This is a genomic window from Prauserella alba, from assembly GCF_024171735.1.
GTDB lineage: Bacteria > Actinomycetota > Actinomycetes > Mycobacteriales > Pseudonocardiaceae > Prauserella > Prauserella alba.
In genome coordinates this window covers 851,994-870,754 of sequence record NZ_JAMTCH010000003.1, presented here as the reverse complement: position 1 = coordinate 870,754, position 18,761 = coordinate 851,994, and the positions used below count along the sequence as shown (strand labels likewise).

Genomic DNA, 18,761 nt, shown 5'->3' with positions numbered 1-18,761 from the left:
AGACGCACGATCACCGGACGTCCGCCTGCCGCCGCTCCACGGCGGCGAGCCGGTGCAGGTCACCGAGCCGGAAGGTGTCCGGGCCGCGCTGGGCGACGAGGTTCACCATGACGAGTCCGCGCACGAGCGTCCGCGCCTCGTTCCGGCCACGACCGGTAAGGCCTGCGACGTCGTCGACGTCGAAGTCCAGCTTCCCTCCGGCCGCCAGCACGTGCAGCAGTTCGGCCTGGGCCGGGGTGAGCTGCGCGTGTGCCCGCGTCAGCACCGCACGCATGTTCGTGGCCGCGTCCCCTGCGTCGAGCTGGTCGAGCCGCGTGGCTTCGGCAGCCAGCCTGCCCGCGAGCAACGCCGGATCCGGCTCCCCGCCGTGGGTGAGGTCCTCGGCGAGGTCCCCTGCCACGATCCGCAGTGCCAGCGGCAGTCCGTCGCACAGGTCGACCAGCTCGTAGAGGTCGGCCGGGTCCCCGGGAGTGACGCCGGTCAGCGTGGCCAGCACACGCGCGCCGTCCTGCGGGCCCAGCGGCCGCACACTCACCCGCACCGCACCGTCACGGGCGACCAGCCCGCGCAACTGGTTCTGGCTGGTGACGACCGCGGCCGAGGTGCCACCCGGAAGCAGCGGCCGCACCTGCGCGGCGTCCCTGGCGTTGTCGAGCACGACCAACGTGCGGTTCCGCGCCGTCGCCCGGCGCAGCAGCGCCGCGAGCGCCAGCGGGTCGGCCGGCAACTCGCTCACCGCGCAGCCCGCCTGGACGAGCAGGTCGGTCAAGGCTTCGGCCGCCGTCAGCGGTGGTTCGGGGTCGAAGCCGCGCAGGTCCACGTGCAGCACACCACCCGGAAAACGCGGCTGCGGCAGGTTCTGCTCCGGTGTCTCCGTGGCTGCCGAGCGCACCCAGTGGGAGACCAGTGCCGTCTTGCCGACGCCCCCCGGACCGTCGACGACGACGAGCCGTGCCCGTCCCGGGCCGAGCGCGCCGTCGAGCACGGCGAGTTCCCGCTGCCGCCCGGGTAACGGATGCGGCGCATCGGCCGCCGCGGTCGGCCCACTCACCGATCCGGGCGCGGCCGCCGCGACGGTGTCGACGGTGACCACCGCGCCGGTGGCGGGGCCGTGGTCACCGCCCTGCTGCCCCGTCTCGGGCGGCACCTCGCCGGGCCGCGTCTCGCCGGGTCGTGTCGGAGTGGCCGGTGCCGTGGCGGGTGGCGCCGGCGCGGTCCGGCGACTCCCCACCGACGGGGCGCGCTGCGGGCCGTCCTCGCGGAGCAGTCGCTCGTGCACGCCGCGCAGGCTCGCGCAGGGTTCGACACCGAGACCGTCGGCCAGCATGCGCCGCACCTCGTCGTAGGTGAGCAGGGCCTCGGCCGTCCGGCCGCTGTGGTGCAGCGCCAGCAGCAGCCGCGTCCACAGGCTCTCCCGGTGCGGATGCGCGGTGGTGAGCGGGCGCAGTTCGGACACGGCACGTTCCGCCTCGCCGAGTTCGAGCCGCAGTTCCGCGCGCCGTTCGCACACTTGGAGGTACTCCTCCTCGGCCGCGTCGGCCGCGCTGACGACCCACGGCATCGGTTCGAGTCCGCTCAACGCCCGTCCGCGCCACCGTGCGAGCGCGTCCTGCAGTCGTCGGAGTTCCTCGGCGTGGCCACGCCTGCCGGGCGGTACCCCGTCCGCCGCGGGTTCGCCGGCGCCGTTCCGCCAGGCCGTGGCCGGAGCCGATACCTCGGCCGCCTCCCGCCGCAGCGCCCGGAACCGCTCCAGGTCGATGTCCTCGGGGCACACGCAGAGCCGATAGCCACCGGAGACCGCCTCGATGGCGGTGTCCGTCCCGGCGCGGGAGAACCCCGTCCGCAACCGTTTGACGTAGCCCCGCAGCGTCGTGCGCGCCGTCTCCGGAGGCTCCTCGCCCCACACCCGGTCGATGAGCTCCTCGGTGGTCAGCAACCGCCCCGCGCGGAGCGTGAGCGCCGCGAGCAGGAGCCGCTGTTTACCGCCCGGGATGAGCACCGGTGCGCCGGCCACGCGCACATCCAGTTCCCCGAGCATGCCGATGTCGATCGACGTCATCGTGTCCCCCACCTGAACGTGATGGCCACCGGCCGGTCGCCCGGTGCGTCGCCGACGCTAACGACACTCACAGGAAGGGTTTGTCGGTCGAACTGCCTACAAAATCGGCCGGATCAGCGACCTCTGCGGAGATACGAAAACTCTGAGTAGTCATACGGTTCCGGGTAGTCGCCGCGGCCACCCGCTCGGCCCGACGACGGCGCCCGCGGGACGTACTGCGGTTCCGGCGGCGGTCCGGGGTCGGCGGGCCTGCGGTCGCCGAACACCCGCGCATCGGCGTCCAGTACCCGGTCGAGCAGATCCGTGTCGCCGAAACCGCGTCGCACCACCTCGGCCTGGCGCCTCGCCGCGGCGTAGCGGGCCTGCGCGATCGTGTGCGTCACCGACGCCGACAACGTCTCCGGCGCCACGTCGCGAACACCACCGGTGAACCTCACCCGGCTGACGCCGCCGTCGGCGGTCGCGACCACCGTGACGACGCCGTCCTCCGACGTCGCCGTGCCGGTCACCTCCGCCAGTTCCTCGGTGACCTGCCGGTAGGCCTCCGCGGCCCGCGCGTTGTCGGCCGCCGCCGTGTCGATCGCCTCGATGCGCCGCATCAGGTCCTGCCCGGGGTCGGTCACCTGTCCCTCCGTCCTCGCCGCGCGTGGATCGCGGATGCTCGCCCGATCGCGGATGTTCGTCGCCGTCGTGGCCCGTCGTTCACTGTCGTGGGACTCCGCCGCACCGCCGGGTGCTTGTCATGCCACCCCGCCCGTCACGGTTCCCTGCGATGCCTGCCCGGCCGCCGCGGCGGCGAGTGCGGCGGCAGCCGCGGCGCCGGTGGCCGTGCCCGTGCATGCGGCGCCTGTGGATGCGGTGCTTGTGGGTGCGGCGTCTGTGGATGCGGTGTCTGCGGATGAGCTGTCCCTTCCGGTGGCCGGGGCGGGGCAGGACGCCTGCGCGAACCCGACAGGTCCGGCCGGATGCCGCCGACGAACGCCTGGAAGTCGGCGATCAGTTCGGCCAGTTGGGTGGGCGTGGCCGTCAGCACGACGTCGACGACGAGCAGTCGGCCGGTACCCGTGCGTTCGGGGACCGTGAGGAACGTCCGCAGCTGCGCCAGATCGGTGAGCTCGCCACCGGTCCGTACCCGCAGGCCGAGGGCCTGCGTCAGGCTGCCGCTCGTCTCGTCGCCGGACCGTTCGCGCCTGCCGACCTTCACGGCCACGGCGTGCTCTGCCAGGCTCCGCGCGGACTCGTCGGCGAGTTCGTCGAGGCCCGCCCCGTCCTCGCGCACCCGGCCGGTCACGGCGATCGTCGCGGTGAAACCCGCGCTCGACCCTGGGTGCACCGCGAGGAACTCCACGTCCGGTGCGCCGGTCCGTTCCGGTGGCACGGAGCGCCAACCGTCGGGCAGCGTGAACTCGATCGGAACGGGCAGCATCGTCACCAGCCCAGGTCGCGCACCATCGAGCCGACGGTGTCGGCCGCTCCGGTGACGGACTCGGTGAGCTGGCCCGGATCGACCGTGATCCCGCCACCGAGTTTGCCGCCGAGTCCTGCTCCGAGGCCGAGATCGCCTCCGACGTGGAACTTGCCGTCCTCGCCCATGCCGAACTGCAGCCCGGCCTCGGCACCCGCGCCCGCCCAGCCCTCGGCGTTGACACCCGCCCCGATACCGGCGATCTCGACACCGGCCCCGACGTCCGCCCGTGCCCCGGCGAACGCGTCGGCGGCCGCATCGATACCGGTCAGCCCGACGTCGGCGTTCGCGTTCGCCGTGGCCTCGACCGCGGCGTTGGCCTGGCCGTTCACGCCGAGCGGACCGAAGTCGAGTCCGCCCTCGGCACTGCCCCGCGCAGCGTGCGCCTCGGCACCCGCGCCCGCCGACACGCCGGTGAGATCGGCCGACGCGTCGGCGCCTGCGCTCGCCCCGAGCACGGATCCGCCGAGTGTTCCCCGCCCCGCGAGCGGGCCGTGGTCGAACTCGCCACCGAGCTCGCCCTCGGCGACACTCACGCCTGCTTCGGCCTGCGCGCTCGCACTGGGCAGTCCGATACCGAGCGTGTCGACCAGCCGCGCGACGGGGTCCTCCTTGAGTCCCTGCGAACCGCCCCAGGACCGGTCCGTCCGTCGTTCGTGGATCCGCTCGTGTTCGCGGCCGTAGCCGCCCTGCCCGTCGGGTTGAAGGCCGAGCTTCGACGCCAGCTGCGCACCGACCGCGTCGACCCGTTGCCGGGCGTTGTCGAGCACGGCCTGTGCCTCGGCCAGTAGTCCGCCGCCGGGGTCGGCCTGCTGCGCCGGCGCGCCTGCCGCGGCGTGCACCTGGTGCTGTGCCATCGCGGCGCGGCCGGCCGCCTGGGCCTGGGTGTGCAGCTCGATCGCGCGCTGCGCCTCGCGCTGCCCCCAGGCCAGCACGTCGGCGAAGTCCGCGAGCGTCTGCCCACCCCTGGCGACGGTGTCGACCAGTTCCGTCCACCTCGGCGGTTCGGCGGAGAACACGTCCCGGAACGCGGTGCTCGCGTCACCGGTCCAGTTCTGCGGATCAATCTGCCCCAACAGTCCGCCGACCTCGCCGACGGTGCCGAGGTTGCCGACGATTCCCCGCAGATCCGCGGCGATCTGCTCCGGCTCCCCCGGAATGAGCTGTTTCGGGTCCGTCGTCTGCCCGAGCTGCGCGACCACCTAGACGCCCCCGTCCAGCACGCTCGCGATCCGCCCCGGCGCCGCGCCGAGCGCGGGCGTCTGCGGGGACCGCTCGACCGCTTCCTGCAGTTCGGAGAAGACGCCCAGCCCCTCCTGCTCCTGCTCCAGGTATCGGTCGGCCGCGTCACGCAGCCCACTGCCGTGTTCGCCTGCCCGTTCCCGGAGCGAGCGCAGTTGCCGGTCGACGTCGTCCATGAATCGGCCCCACGCCGACTGGATGTCGCCGTGCCCGTAGTTCCCACCGGGCCCCTGCCACGCGACCTCCGCGGCCCGCTCCACCGTCTGGGCGATGCGCCCGGCCGTCTGTCGCAGTTCGTCGGGTACCGCACCGAAACCCGCCATGCCGCTCCCCGTTGCATCCTCTTCGCTCTCCGGGTCACACCCGGCCTCCACCCCTCGCCTGCGGGCGACACTGCCGAGGAGTTGTGGTTTCCGGTGGTACAACCGTGGCACCGCACCGCAGGCGTCCGGAGCAGCGGGGACCGGCGGGGCCGCGTCAGCCCGTGCGGGTGCTGTCCCGGACGACGAGCTTCGGCACCAGCGCGACGTGTGCGGCGTCGCGCGCCGCAGGCCCGTCGCCCGCGGCATCGGCCAGCAGCCGCACCGCCTCGTCGGCGATCCGCCGGGTCGGCTGGTCCACGGTGGTCAGCGGCGGCTCGGCGAGCCGGGTGAACTCGATGTTGTCGAACCCGGTGACCTGCATCCGGTCGGGCACCGTGATGCCACGGGTACGGCAGGCACGCACTGCGCCGAGCGCGATCAGGTCGTCGGCGCACACGAGGGCCTCCGGTAGTCGCCCGGAGTCGGCGAGCAGGCCCACCGCGCGTTCGCCCCATTCCACGCTGTAGTCGCCGAGGAGCGTCCACTGTGGTCCGGTTTCGAGGTCGAGTTCCTCGGCGTGGCGAAGGAATCCGGCGTGACGGAGTTCGCTCGAGGAATTGGTGAGCCGGGCGCCGAGGTATGCCGCCGACCGCGCGCCGCCCTCACGGACGTGTTCCACGACCGCGCGCATCGCGGCGATGTCGTCCACCCCGACCCAGTCGGTACTGGTCCCGCCGACGAAGCGGTCGAGCTGGACGAGCGGCAGCCGTTCGGCGGTCCGCTGCACCGCCGGGGTGCTGTCGGTGCCGTGACACGGGCTGACGATGATGCCGTCGACGTTGCGGGTCACAAGGGCGTCCAAGCGGCGGGCCTCCGTGACGGGGTCGGACTGGGCGTCACAGAGCAGCAGTTCCTTGCCGTCGGCGCCGAGCGCATGCTCCACACTCTCGACCAGCGCGGTGAAGAAGGGGTTCCGGATGCTCGGCACGACCATGCCGACGGTGTCGGTACGGCTCACGCGCAGGGCGCGCGCGATGGGGTTCACCGCGTAGCCGAGTTCCTGGGCTGCCTCGCGGACCCGGTCGGCGACGTCGGCCGAGACCTTGCGCCCGCCCGACAGCGCACGGGAGACCGTGGCCGTCGAGACACCGGCGCGGCGTGCGACGTCCGCGATCGTTACCCGCTGCAATCGTTTACCTCTCCGCGTGGTGTGACACCGGAACTTAATCGGTTCCCCTGGCCTCGTCCCAGGCTAAACCATTGACCTTTCACCGAACATCTCTCTAACCTACTCCGCAATTCGCCAGGCAATCGATTGCACACGCCGGAGTCATCGCCTCCCGCGACCGAACACCCGTCGGCGGCCGCGGCACCGCCGCGCTCGCCGAACCCGCCTCCCGACACCCCACCGAGCACAGAGAGCACAGATGAGCACTCTCGGAGTCTTCCCTCCCAAACCGCACGCACTGCGTGAACTGTTCGGCACCGACAAGGTCGTGCTCGGCGTCGTGCACCTGCCCGCCCTGCCCGGCAGCCCGCACTACACCGGGACGCCGATGGCCGACATCCGCTCGTTCGCCGTCGACGAGGCCCGCACGTACCTCGACGGCGGCTGCCACGGCGTCATCGTGGAGAACCACTGGGACATCCCGTTCCCGAAACCCGGCAGGCACGGCTACGAAACGGCGGCCGCGATGGCCGTCGTCACCGCCGCCGTACAGGACGCGACCGACCGCAGCGTCGGAGTGAGCGTGCTGTCCAACGCCGCCGAGTGCGCGATCGCCTCGGCGTGGTCCGGCGGCGGCGGATTCGTGCGGGTCAACCAGTGGGCCAACGCCTACGTCGCCAACGAGGGCATCATCGAAGGCCAGGCGGCCGACGCCACCCGCTATCGCAGCCGCATCGGCGCGGGCCCGGTGAAGGTGTTCGCCGACGTCCACGTCAAGCACGGCGCCCACGCGATCGTCGCCGACCGAACGCTCGCCGAACAGACCGAGGACGCCGAGTTCTTCGACGCCGACGTGCTCATCGCCACCGGCTCCCGTACCGGCGACGCCGCCGCCGTCGACGAGGTGGCCGGCATCAAGGACCACACGAGCCTGCCCGTCGTCATCGGCTCCGGCATCACCTCCGGCAACATCGGCGAGCTACTGCCCGCCTGCGACGGCGTCATCGTGGCCTCGTCGGTGAAAGACAACGGCCGCTGGTGGGGACGCGTCGATCCGGCCAAGGTCCGCGAACTGACCACGGCCGCCGAGCGGGCGGGCGCGGTCCTGCCGTGATCGTGTTCTGCGGGTACGCCAACAGCGACGTCACCGCCGCCGTACCTGCCCTGCCCGCCGCCGGGCAGCGGATCCAGGCCGTGGCGGTCGAGCGGGGCGACGGTGGCATGGCGGCCAACGCCGCGGCGGCCGCCGCCCGGCTCGGCGCCGACGCCCGGTTCGCCGGTGCCGTCGGCACGGACGCCCTGTCGACGGCCTTCCTCGACACCCTCGCCGCCGACGGCGTCGACGTGAGCCCCACCCGCCGGAACGCACAGCTGACGACCGCACTCGTGCTGCTCACCCCGGACGGCGAACGATCGATCATCAGCCAGGACGACGACCTCGACGGCGCCGACATCGCCGAAGCGGCCCGGCGGGCCGCCGGCGGCTGGCTCTACCTGGACGGCTACCGCTTCCCCGAGGCCGCCTCGGTCCTGCCGGACAGGGCAACCCGGGTGGTGGTCGATCTCGACGGCTGCGAGACCCGGGCCGCGGCGCTCGCCGCGCTCACCGCCGCGGAGCACGTCGTGCTCGGGCGCTCCCAGGCGACGGCACTGCTCGGCGACGACGACGCCTGCGCACAGCTGGCCCGCCGACACGGCGTCCACCTGGTCGTCACCGACGGCGGCCGCGGGGCGCTGCTCATCCCGCCGCAAGGGCAGCCGGAGTCGATCCCACCGATCGAGGTGTCCGTTGTGGACTCGACGGGCGCCGGTGACTGCTTCGTCGGCGCCTACTGCACCGAACTCGCACGGGGCACCCCACCCGCACGCGCCGCCCGGTTCGCGGCCGTGGCCGCAGGACTGTCCTGCACGCGCGCCGGTGCGCGCGCCGGACTCCCCCACCGCGCCGCGGTGCAGTCCCGTCTCGACACCGGCGGATCCGGCCCGGACAGCGGGTCGCCCGGAAAGGAGCGAACACCATGCGACGCAAGCTGATCGCGCTCGCCGCACTGGGCTCATTGCTCGTGGCCACCGCCTGCGACACCGCGGCACGGCGGGAGATGGCGGCCGAGGCGCGGGCCCAACAGCAGGGCCCGCCCCCGCCGGCCGAGGTGGTCGAATCCTGCGAGGTCGACGGCGGCCGGCCGAAGATCGGCATCGTGCCGATCAACCTGCAGGCACTGTTCTTCAACCAGATCATCACCGGCGCCGAGGACGTCGCACAGCAGGCAGGCGCCGACGTGCAGGTGGTCAACGGTGACGACGACTCGCAGAAGCAGGCGAACGCGATCGACAACCTCGTGGCGAACGACTTCGACGCGATCATCGTCGACGCGGTCGACACCGACGGCATCCGGCCTGCGATCCGCAGGGCGGACGCCGCGGGAGTGCCGGTGGTCGCCGTCGACGCCGTCGTCGACGACAAGGCGGTCTCGACGCAGGTGGGCACGGCGAACGCCGAGGGCGGCCAGCAGCTCGGCGAGGCACTGCTCGAACTCAGCGGCGGCGAGGGCGACGTCGGGATCGTCGGCGCCCTCAACAGCACCGTGCAGCTCCAACGGCAGAAGGGCTTCACCGACCGCGTGACCGAGGGCGGCATGGCGATCCGGCACGTGGTGGACGGTCGCAACATCCAGGAGCAGGCGCAGACGGTGGCCGAGAACCTGCTCACCGGGAACCCGGATCTGCCGTACGCCTACGCGACCGGCGAACCCGCCCTCATCGGCCTCGCCGCTGCGGTGACGAGCCAGCAGCGCAGCGACGACATCGACGTCGTCGGCTGGGACCTGTCGGCACAGGCGGTCGACGGGCTGCGCGCCGGCTGGATCAAGGGTGTCGTGCAGCAGAACACGTTCGAGTTCGGCTATCAGTCGATGAACGCGGCGATCGATCTGGTCTGCGGACGCGACGTGCCCGCCGACATTCCGGTGCCGACCCAGATCGTCACCCCGGACAACGTGTCCGAGTACCTCTACTACCTGGAGCGGGGATGAGTCACGAGAGCAGCGGCACGCAGGTCGGTGACGGGCAGGTCGTTGATGGGCGGAGCGGTGATGGACGGAGCGGTGATGGACGGAGCGGCGACACGCTCGTCACGCTCGAGGGCATCACGAAGTCGTTCGGCGCGGTGCAATCGCTGCGCGGGGTCGACCTCCGGCTGGGCACCGGCGAGGTACTCGGCCTCGTCGGCGACAACGGCGCGGGAAAGTCGACGCTGATGAAGGTCCTGGCAGGGGCGATCCGGCACGACGCGGGCTCGATCACCGTGGGCGGCAGGCAGGTCCGGTTCCACAGCCCGGCCGACGCGCGCGCCGAGCACATCGGCATCGTCTATCAGGACCTGGCCCTGTGCGACACGCTCGACGTCGCCAGCAACCTGTTCCTCGGCCGGGAACCACGCCGGGGACCGTTCGTCGACCGTGCCGAGATGCACCGTCAGGCAGCCGAGATGCTGTCCACATTGCACGTACGGGTGCGCTCGACGTACCAGGAGATCGGCGAACTCTCCGGCGGGCAGCGGCAGGCGGTCGCGATCGCCCGCGCCGTGTCGTTCCAGCCGAAGGTGCTGATCCTCGACGAGCCCACGGCCGCGCTGGCGGTCGCGGAGGTGCGGCAGGTGCTGCGCATGATCCGCGAGGTGGCGGCCCGCGGGGTCGGCGTCATCCTCATCACCCACCGGCTGCAGGACCTGTTCGAGGTGTGCGACCGCATCACCGTCATGTACGAGGGGCGGAGCGTCGACGACGCCGCGATCGCCGACCTCGACATCGAGACGCTCGTCGGGATGATCACCCGCTCGAACACCACGACCGAGGAGGCCGCATGACGACGCAGGTCGAGTCCCCGCCGCAGCGGGACCTGGCGGCACAGCCGTCGTGGTGGGAACGGGTGAACAAGGCGACCGTCGCGATGCTCGGCGTCACGGTGGCACTGTTCATCGGGTTCGGGCTGGCGTCGCCGAACTTCCTGACGTTCGGCAACATGTCGAATCTGGCGACGCAGGTGGCGATCACGCTGATCGTGGCGATCGCGATGACGTTCGTGATCACGACAGGGCAGATCGACCTGTCGGTCGGCTCCACCGTCGCGTTCGTGGCGGCGATGACGGCCGAGCTGCTGCAGCTGGGCCTGGACTCGTCGCTCGTCATCGTGGTGGGCCTGCTGGCGGGCCTGTTCTGGGGCTCGGTCAACGGCTGGCTGTCTGCGTACCAGAACATTCCGCCGTTCATCGTCACCCTCGCGGCGATGTCGATCATCCGAGGGTTCGCTCTGCTGTGGACGGAAGGCTTCTCGGTCCCGATCGACCGGCGGCTGTTCGTCGCGAAGATCGGCGAGGCCGAGTTCCTCGGCTTCTCGGCGCTGGCGTGGATCGCGCTGGCGACCACCGTCGCGGGCGGGATCCTGTTGTCACGCATGCGCTTCGGCCGCTACGTCAACGGCATCGGCGCACAGGAGGAGTCGGTGCGCCGTGCCGGCGTGAACACGCGCCGCATCAAGATGATCACCCTGATGCTGACGGGCCTCGCCGCCGGAGCGGCAGGCATCCTCACGGCGGCACGGCTCGGTTCGGGGTCGGCGAACGCGGCGGAGGGGTTCGAGCTCACCGTCATCGCGGCCGTGGTGCTGGGCGGCACGAACCTGTTCGGCGGCCGCGGCACGATCGTCGGCACGGTCATCGGCGCACTGATCACCGGCATGATCGCCAACGGCCTGACGCTGATGGGCGTGAGCCCGTTCCTCACCCCGATCGTGACGGGCCTGGTGCTGATCGCGGCGATCTGGATCAACCTGCGCGGGCGGTCGCTCGCCCAGCTGGTCTCCCACCTGACGGCACGGCGCACATGACCGCCGTCACCACGGTCACCGGCAGGGTCGCGGCCACCGACCTCGGGCTGACCCTCACCCACGAGCATCTGCACAACGACGTGCGGGCGGCGGTCGGCCCGCCCGCCGATCCGGGGCTGGCGTGGCTGCGCGACGCCGAGACAGGCCCGCAGATCGCCTGGCTGCTGCGCGAGGAGCCGTACGCGTGCCGTGACCACTGCACGCTGGACGACCCGGGCCCGGTGGCCGACGATCTGGCGGCGTTCGCCGCGGCGGGCGGCGGCACGGTCGTCGACGTCACCCCACCGGGACTGGGCAGGGACCCGTCGGCGCTCAAGGAGCTGTCCGTACGCACCGGAGTGCGGATCGTCATGGGATCGGGTTGGTACCTGGAGAAGTTCCACCCACCCGGCCTGTCCACAACGGACGAACAGACGCTGGCGGCGTCGCTGCTCGACGAGTTCCGGACGGGCGCGGGCACCTCGGGAATCTCCCCCGGAGTGATCGGTGAGATCGGCGTCTCCCCCGCCTTCACCGACGCCGAAGGCCTCGCGCTGCGCGCCGCCGCCGTCGCGCAGCGCGAAGCCGGCGTCCCGCTGTACGTGCACCTGCCGGGATGGCAGCGCCGGGCCCACGAGGTACTCGACATCGTCCTCGACGACGTCGGCGCGGCGCCCGGCGCCGTCGTGCTGTGCCACATGGACCCGTCCGGCCACGACGCCGAGTACCAGCGGTCCGTCGCGCGGCGCGGCGTCTGGCTGGAGTTCGACATGATCGGCATGCCGTTCCGCTACCCGGGGGAAGGCCAGTCACCCGCACCGGCCGACACGGCCAGGGCGATCACCGGGCTGATCGGCGACGGCTTCGCCGACCGGCTGCTGCTCAGCCACGACGTGTTCCTCAAGAGCATGCTCACCGCACACGGCGGCAACGGTTTCCGGTACGTGCCGACGCTGTTCACGGCCCGACTGCACGAACTCGGTGTGCCCGCCGAGGTGACGTCGGCGCTGCTGCGTGCCAACCCGGCACGACTGTTCGAGGCCGCCGCGCGCGCCTGAGACACCCACCCGCCGCATCCCCACCGAATCACGTTTCACCACCGGCCCCGCATCCCCGAGCCGGGGTCTCGACCAGCAACCAGGAAGGGAACCTCTCCGTGGCACGAGTACTGATCGCAGGTGAAAGCTGGATCACGCAGTCCACGCACATCAAAGGAGTGGACTCGTTCGTCACGAGTTCGTACGTCGAGGGTGTCGCGCCGCTGCGGACGGCACTGACCTCGCGCGGGCACGACGTCGTACACCTGCCCGCGCACCTCGTGCCGTCGGACTTCCCCGACGACCGGGCGGCGCTGGATGCCTACGACGCCGTCGTGCTGTCCGACATCGGCGCGAACTCGGTGCAGCTCGCGCCGTCGGTCTTCGAAGGGGCACGACCCGGTGGCGACCGCCTCGCCGCGCTGCGTGACTGGGTCGGCGCGGGCGGGGGCCTGCTGATGGTGGGCGGCTACCTGTCGTTCACCGGGTTCGAGGCCAAGGCCGCCTACCGTAACACGGTGCTGCACGAGGTGCTGCCGGTGGACCTGCTGCCCGAGGACGACCGGGTGGAGCTGCCGGCGGGTGCCCGTGGGCGGGTCGTCGCCGACCATCCGGCGCTCGGCGGGGTGAGCGGCGAGTGGCCGCGGCTGCTCGGCTACAACCGGGTGCGCCCGCGGCCCGCCACCGACGTCCTCGCCACGATCGGCGACGACCCACTCGTCGCGGTCGGCGGCTACGGCGACGGCCGCACCGCCGTGTTCACCTCCGACTGCTCACCGCACTGGGCCCCGCCCGAGTTCTGCGAACAGTGGCCGGGCTACGCGGCCGTGTTCGGCGGCCTGATCGACTGGCTCGCGGCGTGAGCCGATCGCGCCGGCTCCTGCGCACCTGCACGCCCGCGCTCGAACGGGCGACGGGCATGCGGTTCGTCCGGGACGTCCACGACGGCACGATCGGTGACCCGGAATTCGCGCGGTACCTGGAGTTCGAAGCCGGATTCGTCGACACCGCGGCTCGGCTGCACGGGCTCGCCGCCTGGCAGGCACCGCACTGGCGAGCCGTCACCCGCAACGCCGAGGCGCTGCACGGGCTGACGACCGAGCAGACGGAGTACTTCACGGCGGCGCGCGCGGCGTGGCCGGTCGCGGCGGACGTGTCCGAGGCGGCGCGCCGCGCCGCCTCGGTGCTGTCGGACTACGCCGTCGCGGTCGCCGAGGACGGCGGCTACGCGGCTGTCACCACCGTCATGTTCGCCGCGGAGACGCTGTATCTGACCTGGTGCACCCGCACCCACCGCGACGGGACACCGCCCGCCGGGCCGATCGCCGACTGGGTCGCCCTGCACGCCCGTGACCCGTTCGTCTCCGGCGTCGACGCACTCGGCGCGGCCGTCGACGAACTTCCCGCCGACGTGCCCGACGGCCGGCTCGCCGCATGGTTCACCGGAATGCTCGACGCCGAGATCACCTTCCACGACGCGGTGTATCTGTAGCCGTGTATCTGTAGCGGTGTACCTGCAGCCGCCGAACAGTGGCCACGGCCCGGTGACCGCGGAAGGCCGGTCGATGATCGGCGGGCGGGCCGCACCAGCCGACGGCCACCGCCTGGAGGCCGCCGTGGCCCCTCGGGAACGGTTCGCGAGGGGACCACGGCGGGTCGGCCGGGGACGCGGGCTCAGTCGCCCGCGAGTTCGGGAGGGAACCCGCCGGTGGCGATCGGTCCCCAGTCGTCGATCGTGATCCGCAGCAGCGACTTGCCCTGCCGCTGCATCGCCTCCCGGTACTCGTCCCAGTCGGGATGCTCGCCGGAGATGCCGCGGAAGTACTCGACGAGACCGTCGAGCGCGTCGGGCATGTCGAGCACCTCGGCCGTGCCGTCGAGCTGCACCCACGCGTCGTTCCACTCCTCGGAGAGCACACACAGCGACACGGCCGCATTCCGTCGCGCGTTGCGGGTCTTCGCGCGGCTCGGGTAGGTGGAGACGACGATCCGGCCGCGTTCGTCGACCCCACAGGTGACCGGCGACAACTGTGGCCTGCCGTCGGCCCGGGTCGTCATGAGCACCGTGCGGTGCCGCGGCCGCACGAACTCCAGGAGCTCGTCCTTGCCGACCTGTTCGGCGGTGGCGATGCGTGGCACCTCGTGACCTCCCGGTCCCTCGACTGCTGATCTGCCCGGCTGCCGGCACCCGATCACCGGTCGGCCCGGTCACCGGACTGTACCGGCACGCTGCCGTCTCGCCCCGCCGCAACCGTTCCACCGCAGCGCTCGCCCGCGGCGGCCGCTCGCCACGACCCGCACCCACGGGGAACGGCTCACGATCATCGGCACCGCGGATACGGTTCCCGATCATTGACGACTCGGCGATCATTCCGAACCTCGGTGATCATTTTTCAACTTCGTGAAATGTCTCTACCAATACATTTTCGCGAATGAATCACGAGCGGTATTCACGTTACGTGTTCACTAATTACACAGTGTATTAGCTTCAACACGCCCAGCACGATGACACGTCCGAGTGATATGAACCAACCGTGACCGGACACCCACGCAATGCCGCCACCGCGACCGTCACCACCTGCTCGATCACTCACACGTGTCCCACTTTTCGCTGGCCACGGCGCCACCGGCGACGGACTTGGCCAATCCGGCCCCGTTTCTGATACGTTCGCGAAGTTGTCTGGCGCGAGTCAAAGAAAGCCGACTCATCGACGCCTAAACCTTCTTACGGAAAACGATCTGTGTTCCACGACACCGATCCGTGACTTCTCCGTTGCTGTTTCGTAATCTCTAGGAAGGTGTTCGCGACAACCCCGCGTGTTCCCCAGCACGGTCGCGAGCCTGCCGACCCGGAACCCCGACCGGTCGGCACGCGAAACAAAAAAGGAGAACCACCCCGTGGAGTGGAACGACATCCCCCGGAACGCGAAGAACATCTTCGCGCGAAAGGCCCTGACCCCGAGCTCCCCGAAACTGAACTCCTCCTTGAAGGAGAGTGTCCGCGGCTACGCCGTCGTCGGACTGCTCGCCACCGCCCTCGCCGGTGTCGTCGGCCAGGCCGCGTTCGCCGACGAGCAGGTCGACCCGGCCGCAACCCAGCGCACCGCCGACTCGGCGGCGCAGAACGCCGGCGTGGTCCGTGCGCACAGCCACTTCGGCGTCGCCCAACTCGGTGAGAAGGCCTCCGATTCGGAGAAGCCGGAGCAGACCGGCGGCTCCGGCCAGGCCCAGCCCGCCGGCCAGGGCGACGACGAGGACAAGCAGAGCGGTCAGCAGCAGGCCGAGCCCCAGCAGGAGCAGCAGGCCGAGCAGAAGACCGAGAAGAAGGCGGCGAACAAGCCCGCCCCGAAGGCGAAGCCCAAGCCTGCTCCGAAGCCGCAGTTCGACCAGGTCGACCGCTGGATCAACCGTGCCATCGACGTACTGCGCCAGAACGACGTGCCGATCACGCACGAGAAGCGGGACGAGATCCGCACGATCATCGAGAAGGAGTCGAGCGGCGACCCGCGGGCCATCAACCTGTGGGACAGCAACGCGGCCAAGGGCATCCCGTCGAAGGGTCTGATGCAGACCATCGACCCGACGTTCGACGCCCACAAGCTGGCGGGCCACGACGACATCTACAACCCGGTCGACAACATCATCGCCGGCGTCCGGTACACGCTGGACCGGTACGGCAGCTTCGACGAGCACCCCGGCCTCTCCTCGATGGCCGGTGGCGGCGACTACCAGGGTTACTGAGCACGCGGCGCAGCCGACTGCACCGCACCGTCACCGCAGCCGGTGAACCGGTTCGGAGCACACGGGCCGCTCGGAGATCCGGCGGATCTCCGAGCGGCCCGTTCGTGTCCCGGGAGGCCGGCTCAGGGCTTGCGGCCGAGGCCGACGAAACCGCTCGAGGCCCCCGGATTGCCGCGGAACTCCTCCGAGGCGGGCGATGTGCGCAGCTCCGGCCTCCACTCCGGGGTCCACGTGATGCCCGGCTCGACGAGGTCGAGCCCGTCGAAGAACTGCGCGAACTCGTCGCGAGATCGGATGAACAGGGGCGAGCTCGAACGGGCGTACTGCTCCTTGATCGCCTCACGTTCGTTCTGGCCCTCATCGGGAACGCCGTCGAACGTCAGGTGCGAGGTCAGCAGATACGAGCCGGACCGGAGCCGGTCCATGTAGTCGCGGATGACGCGGTGCGGATCGTCGTCAGGGCCGAAGAAGTACAGCACGTTGACCGCGATGAGGGCGATCGGCTTCGTCGGGTCGAGCACCCCGGTGTCGAGCGCCGCCTCCCACACCTCGTCGACGTCGAGCAGGTCGGCGTGGATCACGGCGTGGCGCGTCGGGTCACCTTCCTGTTCGAGCAGCACCCGCGAATGGGCCACCGCCACGGACTCGTTGTCGACATAGACACAGCGACTGTCGGTGTTGATCGAATCGGCGATCTCATGGACGTTGCCCACCGTCGGCACGCCGGATCCGAGGTCGAGGAACTGGGTGACGCCCTGATCGGCCAGGTACTGCACGCCGCGGCCGAGGAACTCCCGGCCGACGCGTGCCATCGTGCGCACGATCGGGAAGGTCTCGACGGCCTTCGCCCCGAACTCGCGGTCGATGGCCCAGTTGTTGGTCCCGCCGAGGAACCAGTCGTAGATCCGCGCGGGATTGGGACGTTCCAGGTCCACGCCCTCCGGTACGGAGCCCTGGTCGTTCGGCGCCATCGTTCCTCCTCGTCGTCCCCGCGGACGCATCGTTGATCAACCGCTGACGTCACCCTACCGAGGGAGCACACCGGTTCCCACCCGGCGCGGAGCGTCCCGGCAGGGGACACGAGCACGGCTTCGCGCGCTCGTGTCCCCGCACGCTTCGGGCCGGTCAGCGGACCAGCGCGGGGATCCGGGCCCGCATGTCCTCACCGAGGAACCGGCGCAACGCGGCGGTGAGCTCGTGGCGCGCCTGCTGTTGGTCGGCCGCGAAGGCGCCCGCGAGTTCGCCCATCGCCAGCAGCGTGCCGACGGGAGCGCGTCCCGCCTCGTGCATCCGCTCGGCGTGCGCACGCAGCCCATCGCTTTGCACCTCACCGTCCTGGAACGCGCCGAGGATGTCCTGGAGCTTCTTGAGCCGCTTCACCACCGCCGCATGCTCGGCGGCCGGGCACAGCGGCCGCGCGAACTCCAGCAGGTACCGCAGCTCCTTGCACCGTTTCCGCAGGTTGTGCACGTCCTCGGCAGGCGATTCCGGGGTGATCGCAGCGGCCTTGCGTGTCACCTTCTTCGCCGTGCGCGCCAGCCGGTCCCGCACGAACGTCCTGACGTCGGGCACGGGTGCCGCCCCGCCGGCCACCTCTCCGCTGTCAGCCGCACCGCTGTCGGCCACGTCGGCCACGTCGGCGCCGGCAGTGTCCCCTGCGTCCCGGTCACCGGCCTCGATCACCTCCGTCAGCGCCGCGGGCCACTCCTCCAGCAGTCGCGAGAACCGGCGGGTGCGCAGCGCGCGGACGAGCGCGCGCCGGGCCCTGTCGCGCTCGCGGTGCAGGTGGTCGCGCAGCGGCGCAAGGTCCTCCGCCGCGGCCGCCGTGAGCCTGCCCGCGAGGTGGTCGAACCCGAGCAGGTAGACGTCCAGGTCACGGGTCGGCCCCGTCACCTCGCCCAGCCAGGACAACGCCGCGGAGTGCCGTTCGACCGGCCGCGACGGCAGCACGTCACCCGCGAGCTTCAGTAGCGACCGGGTCCGCCGCACCGCCACGCGCAGATCGTGCAGATACTCGGTGTCGACGTCGGCGATCGTGCCGTCCACATTGGCGGCGATCGCGCGGGCCTGCGCCCGCAGCGCGAGTGCGACGGCCACGTCGGCGGGCATGTCGGGCGACAGTTCAGGGGGCTCCGGCCGGTCCGGCAGCCCGGCCGCGGCCAGCAACTCCTCGTAGAGATCACCGGAGTGCTTGTGGAAGGTCCGGCCGGCGGCCTCGCCCTCGTCGTCGCCACCGCGCCCCTCTCCGGAGGCGCACAGGGCCTTCCTGAGCCGCTTCGCGTGCTTACCGGTTCCCGTGGTGTGCACGTCGACACGCATGAGCGGCGCCGTGCGCACCGGCTCCTGCACGGTCGTCTCCCACCAGACGAGACCGGCGACCACCGCTCCCCCGTTGTCCCGCACGCGCACCTCACGCGTCACCGTGCGGGCACGCAACACGGGGGCCACGGCACGCACCCACATCGGTCCGGCGACCAGCTCGCGGACGTCGCCGTCGGGCAGCTCACCGGCGAGGGCGGGCCATTCGGGTGGTCCGGACAACGACGTGCTCGTGGTGACGTCGCCGCGAGTCGCGGTCAACGAACCGGGGCCGGAAGCGCGATCGTGGGTCAGCCGCACGCCTTTGCGCCGCAGCCGCCCGTCGGCGGTGTCGAGGTAGGTCCTGGTGCGGATCCGGCGCGGACCGGCCTCGAGCGTGTACCGCGGCGGCACGGCCGGCTCCAGCGCGGCCAGCACCGCAGCGGCCTCGCCCCGTGTCGCCGCGCCGTCGACGCGCACCGTCCCGAAGACCGCCGTCTGCGGTTCCGTGTCCTCTCGCACAGCGGCCTCGTTCTTTCCCACCGCGGCCTCCTCCTGCACGTCGCGTCAGCGCCGGAGCCGGGAA

At 71.5% G+C, this 18,761-nt stretch carries 17 protein-coding genes and 1 pseudogene; 9 read left to right on the top strand and 9 right to left on the bottom strand.

Features of this window, described 5'->3' with window-relative positions:
• Positions 1 to 10 precede the first annotated feature (10 nt).
• The 6 genes from LY12_RS03920 to LY12_RS03895 all read right to left on the bottom strand — a co-directional run bounded on the left by LY12_RS03920 (position 11) and on the right by LY12_RS03895 (position 6,257).
• Positions 11 to 2,059, bottom strand: coding sequence for an AfsR/SARP family transcriptional regulator (locus LY12_RS03920; protein ID WP_253853307.1), 2,049 nt, complete (start codon positions 2,057 to 2,059; stop codon positions 11 to 13).
• A gap of 113 nt (positions 2,060 to 2,172) precedes the next feature.
• Complete coding sequence (locus tag LY12_RS03915) at positions 2,173 to 2,682, bottom strand: YbaB/EbfC family nucleoid-associated protein (RefSeq protein ID WP_253853305.1); 510 nt, start codon at positions 2,680 to 2,682, stop codon at positions 2,173 to 2,175.
• A 134-nt stretch (positions 2,683 to 2,816) separates the two neighbouring features.
• Complete coding sequence (locus tag LY12_RS03910; protein WP_253853303.1) at positions 2,817 to 3,485, bottom strand: hypothetical protein; 669 nt, start codon at positions 3,483 to 3,485, stop codon at positions 2,817 to 2,819.
• A gap of 2 nt (positions 3,486 to 3,487) precedes the next feature.
• Entirely contained in the window at positions 3,488 to 4,726 is a 1,239-nt protein-coding gene (locus LY12_RS03905) for a putative T7SS-secreted protein (RefSeq protein WP_253853301.1), read from the bottom strand.
• Entirely contained in the window at positions 4,727 to 5,089 is a 363-nt protein-coding gene (locus LY12_RS03900) for a hypothetical protein (RefSeq protein ID WP_253853299.1), read from the bottom strand.
• Positions 5,090 to 5,243: 154 nt separating this feature from the next.
• Positions 5,244 to 6,257 (bottom strand): LacI family DNA-binding transcriptional regulator, encoded by a 1,014-nt coding sequence (locus LY12_RS03895; RefSeq protein ID WP_253853297.1) that lies wholly within the window; start codon positions 6,255 to 6,257, stop codon positions 5,244 to 5,246.
• Positions 6,258 to 6,495: 238 nt separating this feature from the next.
• Between LY12_RS03895 and LY12_RS03890 the strand changes: the two genes are divergently transcribed.
• The 8 genes from LY12_RS03890 (at position 6,496) to LY12_RS03855 (ending at position 13,628) form a co-directional block, all read left to right on the top strand.
• A complete protein-coding gene (locus LY12_RS03890) occupies positions 6,496 to 7,350 on the top strand; it encodes a BtpA/SgcQ family protein (RefSeq protein ID WP_253853296.1) in 855 nt (284 codons plus the stop codon).
• A complete protein-coding gene (locus tag LY12_RS03885; RefSeq protein WP_253853295.1) occupies positions 7,347 to 8,270 on the top strand; it encodes a carbohydrate kinase family protein in 924 nt (307 codons plus the stop codon). Before LY12_RS03890 ends, LY12_RS03885 begins: the two co-directional genes overlap by 4 nt.
• Positions 8,255 to 9,268: a substrate-binding domain-containing protein gene (locus LY12_RS03880; RefSeq protein WP_253853294.1), complete on the top strand. Its 1,014-nt coding sequence runs from the start codon at positions 8,255 to 8,257 to the stop codon at positions 9,266 to 9,268. The genes LY12_RS03885 and LY12_RS03880 overlap by 16 nt, the downstream gene beginning before the upstream one ends.
• Positions 9,265 to 10,101 (top strand): ATP-binding cassette domain-containing protein, encoded by an 837-nt coding sequence (locus LY12_RS03875; RefSeq protein ID WP_253853293.1) that lies wholly within the window; start codon positions 9,265 to 9,267, stop codon positions 10,099 to 10,101. The genes LY12_RS03880 and LY12_RS03875 overlap by 4 nt, the downstream gene beginning before the upstream one ends.
• Positions 10,098 to 11,120 carry an ABC transporter permease gene (locus tag LY12_RS03870; protein WP_253853292.1) on the top strand — a complete coding sequence of 341 codons (1,023 nt, stop codon included), beginning with the start codon at positions 10,098 to 10,100 and terminating at the stop codon, positions 11,118 to 11,120. Before LY12_RS03875 ends, LY12_RS03870 begins: the two co-directional genes overlap by 4 nt.
• A complete protein-coding gene (locus LY12_RS03865; RefSeq protein ID WP_253853290.1) occupies positions 11,117 to 12,157 on the top strand; it encodes a phosphotriesterase family protein in 1,041 nt (346 codons plus the stop codon). The genes LY12_RS03870 and LY12_RS03865 overlap by 4 nt, the downstream gene beginning before the upstream one ends.
• A gap of 98 nt (positions 12,158 to 12,255) precedes the next feature.
• Positions 12,256 to 12,999, top strand: a complete 744-nt coding sequence (locus LY12_RS03860; protein ID WP_253853289.1) for a glutamine amidotransferase — start codon at positions 12,256 to 12,258, stop codon at positions 12,997 to 12,999.
• Positions 12,996 to 13,628 (top strand): TenA family protein, encoded by a 633-nt coding sequence (locus LY12_RS03855; protein WP_253853288.1) that lies wholly within the window; start codon positions 12,996 to 12,998, stop codon positions 13,626 to 13,628. Before LY12_RS03860 ends, LY12_RS03855 begins: the two co-directional genes overlap by 4 nt.
• Positions 13,629 to 13,810: 182 nt before the next feature.
• Here the strand turns inward: LY12_RS03855 and LY12_RS03850 are convergent, their stop codons facing one another.
• Positions 13,811 to 14,275, bottom strand: coding sequence for a PPOX class F420-dependent oxidoreductase (locus LY12_RS03850; protein ID WP_253853286.1), 465 nt, complete (start codon positions 14,273 to 14,275; stop codon positions 13,811 to 13,813).
• A gap of 1,251 nt (positions 14,276 to 15,526) precedes the next feature.
• On the opposite strand from LY12_RS03850, the pseudogene LY12_RS26340 reads away from it, so the two are divergent.
• A pseudogene (locus tag LY12_RS26340) lies at positions 15,527 to 15,877 on the top strand (transglycosylase SLT domain-containing protein); the annotation flags it as partial.
• A 122-nt stretch (positions 15,878 to 15,999) separates the two neighbouring features.
• Here LY12_RS26340 and LY12_RS03840 read toward each other — a convergent pair.
• Both LY12_RS03840 and LY12_RS26060 read right to left on the bottom strand, forming a co-directional pair.
• Complete coding sequence (locus tag LY12_RS03840; protein WP_253853284.1) at positions 16,000 to 16,848, bottom strand: SAM-dependent methyltransferase; 849 nt, start codon at positions 16,846 to 16,848, stop codon at positions 16,000 to 16,002.
• A gap of 154 nt (positions 16,849 to 17,002) precedes the next feature.
• Positions 17,003 to 18,718, bottom strand: coding sequence for a CHAD domain-containing protein (locus tag LY12_RS26060; protein WP_253853282.1), 1,716 nt, complete (start codon positions 18,716 to 18,718; stop codon positions 17,003 to 17,005).
• Positions 18,719 to 18,761: the final 43 nt, after the last annotated feature.